3 protein-coding genes are annotated in these 5,675 nt (G+C 48.3%); 2 read left to right on the top strand and 1 reads right to left on the bottom strand.

Annotated features, from left to right (window positions below; genetic code table 11):
• The first annotated feature begins 795 nt into the window (after positions 1–795).
• Positions 796–1,308: a ferritin-like domain-containing protein gene (locus tag DWU89_RS20080; protein ID WP_115501406.1), complete on the top strand. Its 513-nt coding sequence runs from the start codon at positions 796–798 to the stop codon at positions 1,306–1,308.
• Between the two features lie 139 nt (positions 1,309–1,447).
• Here DWU89_RS20080 and DWU89_RS20075 read toward each other — a convergent pair whose 3' ends face one another.
• Positions 1,448–2,968: a DUF4301 family protein gene (locus DWU89_RS20075; RefSeq protein WP_115501405.1), complete on the bottom strand. Its 1,521-nt coding sequence runs from the start codon at positions 2,966–2,968 to the stop codon at positions 1,448–1,450.
• Positions 2,969–3,142: 174 nt separating this feature from the next.
• Here DWU89_RS20075 and DWU89_RS20070 point away from each other — a divergent pair, with 174 nt between their 5' ends.
• A complete protein-coding gene (locus DWU89_RS20070) occupies positions 3,143–5,359 on the top strand; it encodes a RelA/SpoT family protein (RefSeq protein WP_115501404.1) in 2,217 nt (738 codons plus the stop codon).
• Positions 5,360–5,675: the final 316 nt, after the last annotated feature.

The raw sequence follows: 5,675 nt of genomic DNA, 5'->3' as shown, positions 1-5,675 counted from the left end.
AATGCTGAGAGTTACGGGGGAAACTTTTTTCGACTATCGAAACGGCTGGAAAATCAAGGATTCCTATTACTATATAACGTACGGGATAAAGAGATGGAGGCATGACTCCGCTTCCTTTCTCTCGGTACGGGATCGTGAGGCAGAGGGACCCCAAAAAGAGGGAAAAAGAAATAATCAAATTATACAATAACCCCCTTTTCAGCCGTTTTTCTATTTCACCTGAAAAGTTGGTCCGTTTTGGATTGACTATTTGTACGGGGTTGGACTTTATTTCTGACAACGGGAGAAATGAGGTGCCGTGACCGTTCCAAAAAGCATTCTTTTTGATTGCCGAATGCCGGATAAGCCGACAAAGTGGAAAACCTTAACTCCCGGAGAATCGAATATTTGAAAACAAAACGGACGGCATTCCGAATATCGCAAGGAAATTCAGGGGCTTTTTTGCCATGAAAACGGTCCTCTTTCCAATTACGACCGTCCTAATCGCCATTACGACCGTCCTAATCTTTGCGAGGTGCCAAGTGCACTACACATTAGCACGGTCATGGTGGCAAAGAGGACGGTCGCAATTTGGGAAAACGCTCAAAAAAGAGGAAAAAGTCCCTTTTTGACGGCTAAAAAGTGGATTAACATTTGTTCGCTTTTGGAGGCCGAGCGAGAGGCGAAAAGGAGATTTTTACAATAAGCCCCGGATAATTGATAGATGAATAAGAAAAAAGAAATGAACAAATATATCTGCCAGTTGTTCCTAAAAAGCATTTAAGCGCTATACATACTAAACTAAATTTTACAATCATGGCAAAAGAAAGTGTTAAGATCCTTAAGGACAAATTAGACGTAGACAGCCTGTTGATACAGATGAACGCAGCATTATCCGAAGAATGGTTAGCTTATTACCAATATTGGATCGGTGCTCTGGTCGCAGAAGGGGCCATGCGTGCAAACGTTCAAGCAGAATTTGAAGAACACGCAAAAGAAGAGTTGGGACATGCTAAATTGTTGGCAGACCGCATTATCGAACTGGAAGGTGTTCCTGTATTAGACCCGAAAAAATGGTCTGAACTGGCCAGATGCAAATACGACATCCCGACCGACTTCGATGTTGTCAGCCTGTTGAACCAGAATGTTTCATCCGAACGTTGTGCAATCGTACGCTATCAGGAGATTGCCGAATTTACAGATGGCAAAGACTTTACAACTTGCGATATAGCCAAACACATCCTGGCTATGGAAGAAGAACATGAACAGGACTTACAAGATTACCTGCGAGATATAGCAAGAATGAAACAGTCACTCTTAGGTAAATAAACATCAACGCCTTACCGTGTCTAGATAAGCTCATCCCGTCATCTCATTCTAATCACTGGAAATCAGTTTAGTCCGAGGTTGCAGGTCAAGCCGTTATGACACGCTAAGGCGTTAACGGTTACTTCTTATTTTCAACTGATTATTGGTGTTCCTGACGCAGCAGGTCGTTCACCGTCTTAACCGGGTTGAAGGTTTCGATGGGGACTTCTACGAAGACCGTATTCCAGTCGCTCATCGCGCCGTTCCACAGGCCGGGCAGTTCCAACGCTTTCAATTCGCGGCCGTCCTTACTCTTATAGGAAATAAAGCCCGTGTTCTTGTCCACATAATCCGGCAAATTGAATTTCTCGCCTTTATAGTTCTTCAGCGCACAAACCAGGTCTACGGGATTAAAGTGCGTGCCCTGTTCGAACATCGCCTTCTTTTCGGGATCTTTCAGGTCAACCTGCGAGCTTTCGAGGATTTGCAGGGAAACAGTTCCGTCCTGATTTACAGCCAGGAACGGACCACCACCGGGCTCACCCACATTCTTCACCATGCCGCATACACGCAACGGGCGGTTCAGTTTGCTCTTTATATAAAGAATCAACTCGACATCTTCCAGCAACTTCGTTTCCGGATTCCTTACGCACAAGTCTTCCTGCAGGAAGTGGATCATCTCTTCCACCTGGTCGTGCGAATACTTGCCGCTGTCGATCAGTTCCAGATATTTGAAGATACGTTCCTGCAAAGAAACCAGCACGCCGGCAATCACCTTCTTGAAGATGACAGTCGAACATTTGAAGCTGTCCGGCACCACATTGTCGATATTCTTCACAAACACCACATCGGCATCGACATCATTCAGGTTTTCAATCAAAGCCCCGTGGCCGCCCGGACGGAACAACAGGTTACCGTTCTTGTCGCGGAACGGATTGTTTTCCATATCGGCAGCAACCGTATCCGTACTCGGTTTTTGGACACTGAAAGAGATATCGTATTTTACGGAGAACTTCTCTTCGTAATCATCCGCCTTGTCAGCCACCAACTGTTCGAACAACGCCTTGTGTTCCGGCGATACCGTGAAATGGATATTTACCTCGCCGGCATTGTTCTTGGCATACATCGCCCCTTCCGCCAGATGTTCCTCCATCGCCGTGCGGGCAGTCTGCGGATAAGAGTGGAAAAGCAACAAGCCTTTCGGGAGCTGTCCGTAGTTCAGACCTTTCTCCTCCAGCAAGGTGGCGACAATCGTTTTATACTCGCCGTTCGCCATCAAAGCGGGAATATCTTTTACTTCGTTATGAATACAAGCCTTATTCAACGCATCATAGAAAGCGAACTTCTTGATCTCGTCGAAGAACTTCTTTTCAAACGCATTCTGAGGCTCGTTGTAGTCGGCAGACAGGAACTCATACAGGTTCTTGAACATACGGCTTGCCGCACCGGATGCAGGCACGAACTTCACAATCTTCTTATTCTTTGCCAGATAAGCATCCCAGGCATCCATATAAGTCGCCTGTTTTTCCTGCGGGATCACCATGATTCCTTTCTCCACCGAGGCCGAAGCCGTAATTTCCAGGAACGGGAATCCTTTTACGAAGCATGCCAACTGCTCTTCGATCTGCTGCTCGCTGATGCCTTTAGCTGCCAGTAACTCTAAGTCTTTCGCGTTTAACATAGTATATCGTTTTAATGAGTTAATAATCAGATACGCGACAAAGCCCTTCCGGACTTTGTATATCGCAAATGTATAAAAATACCATTAGAATTGCGCTGATATTCGCAGAAAAACTTACTTTTACGGTATGTTTTACGGACCGCTCCCGAAAAGGCGGTAAAAAGACAGACAACTATGGATATACAACCGTTCTTTACCGAAGAGGAGAAAAAGCAGTTTTTCTGCAAGTATAAGCAACTACTACGCCATCTATACTCTTTCCTGCAAAAAGAAGACCTGAGTAAGATGAAGGAACTGATGCAGCGTGTTGTGGCCCTGGATTGTTACGGACGAGACAAAAACGGCATTAACGGCCTGTTACGCAATATCGACACGGCACTGATCGCCACCGTAGAGATCGGGCTGAAACGCACATCGGTCATCGCCCTGCTGCTTTACCGCCCGGTGCTGAAAAAGATCATTACGCTGGACGAAGTAAAGGATACGTTCGATGACGACGTCGCCCTGATCATCAGGCGGCTGCTGAAGACATCCGACCTTTACGCCCGCAACACGGCGGTCGACTCGGAGAACTTCCACAAGCTGCTCTTCTCGTTTGCCGAAGACGTACGCGTGATCCTGATTATGATTGCCGACCGCCTCTGCCTCATGCGCCTCGGTAAACAGCTCAGGAATGACGAGGACCGCAAACGGCTGGCAACGGAAGTGTCTTACCTCTATGCGCCGCTTGCCCACCGACTGGGACTTTATACGATCAAAAGCGAACTGGAAGACTTGTCGCTGAAATATACCGACCGCAAGCAATACGACTTTATCAAACGGAAGCTGAACGAGACGAAGCGTTCGCGCGATGCCTACATCGCCGAGTTCATCGCCCCGATCCAAAAGAAGTTGCAGGAAGCCGGCCTCCGGTTCGACATCAAAGGGCGCACCAAGTCGATCCATTCCATCAACAACAAGCTGAAGAAGCAGGACATCCCGTTCGAAGGCATCTACGACCTGTTTGCCATCCGCATCATCCTCGACACACCGCTTGAAAAGGAACGTTCGGAATGCTGGCAGGTTTATTCCATCGTCACCGATATGTACCAGCCGAACCCGAAACGCATGAAGGACTGGATCTCCATCCCAAAGACAAACGGTTACGAGAGCTTGCACATCACCGTCATGGGCCCGCAGAACAAATGGGTGGAAGTGCAGATCCGCACCCGCCGCATGGACGAGATCGCCGAACGCGGCCTGGCTGCCCACTGGAAATATAAAGGCGTGAAAGAGGAGAACGGCCTGGACGAATTTCTGAACACCGTCCGCGCCGCATTGGAGACGAAGGAGAATAATCCGCTCGACCTGATGCAGGACTTCAAGATGGACCTCTACAAAGACGAAATATATGTCTTCACCCCGACCGGCGAACTGATCAAGTTAGCCAAAGGGGCGACAGTGCTCGACTTCGCTTTTGCCATACATACCAAGTTAGGCTGCAAATGCGTCTCGGCTAAAGTGAACGGGAAGAATGTACCTATTAAATATGTATTGAACAACGGCGACTCGGTTTCCATCGTCACCGCGCCGACCCAGACGCCGAAACGCGACTGGCTGAACATCGTCGTCACCTCCAAAGCGCGTGTAAAGATCAAACAGGCGCTCCGCGAAGAGACGGCCAAAGCGGTAGACTTTGCCAAAGAGATGTTGCAACGCCGCTTCAAGAACCGGAAGATCGATATGGATGAACCGGTCCTGATGCGTTATATCAAGAAGAAAGGTTTCAAGACTGTTACCGACTTCTACGTCGAGATTGCTGAGGAACGCCTCGATCCGAACCAGGCGATCGACGAATACCTGGAACAACTCCGCCGCGAAACAGAGATAAACGACCATACCGAAGTCCGGAGCGCCGAAGAATACATCACGACAACCGAAGCGGAAGAGATCGCCTCCAACAAGGATGTCCTGGTGATCGACAAAAACCTGACGGGCATCGAATACAAGCTGGCGAAATGCTGCAACCCGATCTACGGGGACGAAGTCTTCGGTTTCGTCTCCACGCAAGGCATCAAGATACACCGCATGGATTGCCCGAACGCACAGGAGATGTTCAGCCGTTTCGGCTACCGCATCATCCAGGCGAAATGGAGCGGCAAGGGAGATAACGGCTACATCGTAACGCTCCGCGTGATCGGCCGCGACGACATCGCAATTGTCACCAACATCACGTCCGTCATCAGCAAGGAAACCGGCGTCTCACTCCGCTCCCTCAACATCGACTCGGTAGACGGCATCTTCCAAGGGAACTTCACCGTCACAGTGCGCGACACTACGACGCTGAACATGCTGACCAAGAAGATCAATGCTGTAAAGGGGGTGAAAACGGTGGAGAGATTGAACTCTTGACCATTCCTTCCTTCAATCATTTCAAGCCGGGGATGTGTCAAAAGTAAGTTCTAACGCTTTAGCGTGTCATTGCGGGCTTGACCCGCAACCTAATACTAAACTGATTTACAATGATTAGGATGAGATGGCGGGTCAAGCCCGCCAGGACACAGACGCTATAAATAGAACTTTTGACACACTCCCTTTCTATCCTCCTTCTTTTCTATTAACTTTTTCATCCTTACATCTTAGCTCTTTTATCGGCTCACCCGATATTTCATGGGGGTAGTTCTTTTACATTTTCCTTACAATGCTTACATTTGTCTCATGACAGATC

This window comes from Parabacteroides acidifaciens (assembly GCF_003363715.1).
Taxonomy (GTDB): Bacteria; Bacteroidota; Bacteroidia; order Bacteroidales; family Tannerellaceae; genus Parabacteroides; species Parabacteroides acidifaciens.
Note: the sequence above shows the minus strand (reverse complement) of the source record. Positions and strands in the feature narration are given on the sequence as shown.